General features: G+C 60.8%; 1 protein-coding gene. It reads right to left on the bottom strand.

Translation table 11 applies throughout. The annotated features are described in order from the left end of the window. The coding region (locus tag FLQ44_RS23020; RefSeq protein WP_206209147.1) for an acyl-CoA dehydrogenase family protein at positions 1 to 337 on the bottom strand (337 nt) is incomplete at both ends.

The following is a 337-nucleotide window of genomic DNA, read 5'->3' as shown; positions in this document are numbered from 1 at the left end:
AAGCCCTTGTTCTCCTCGCCGACGAGGTAGCCGGTCGCGCCGTCGTAGTTGAGCAGGCAGGTCGCATTGCCGTGGATGCCCATCTTCTTCTCGATCGAACCGCAGGTCACGCCGTTGCGCGCAGCCGGCTCGCCGTTCTCGTCGAGTATGAATTTGGGCACGATGAACAGCGAAATGCCCTTCACATTGTCAGGCGCGCCGGGCGTCTTGGCGAGCACCAGATGGATGATGTTGCTGGTGAGATCGTGCTCGCCGGCCGAAATGAAGATCTTGGTGCCGGTGATCGCATAAGAGCCATCGCCGTTCGGCACCGCCTTGGTGCGGATCATGCCGAGAT

Source organism: Vogesella mureinivorans (assembly GCF_007644035.1).
GTDB classification, from domain to species: domain Bacteria; phylum Pseudomonadota; class Gammaproteobacteria; order Burkholderiales; family Chromobacteriaceae; genus Vogesella; species Vogesella mureinivorans.
Note: the sequence above shows the minus strand (reverse complement) of the source record. Positions and strands in the feature narration are given on the sequence as shown.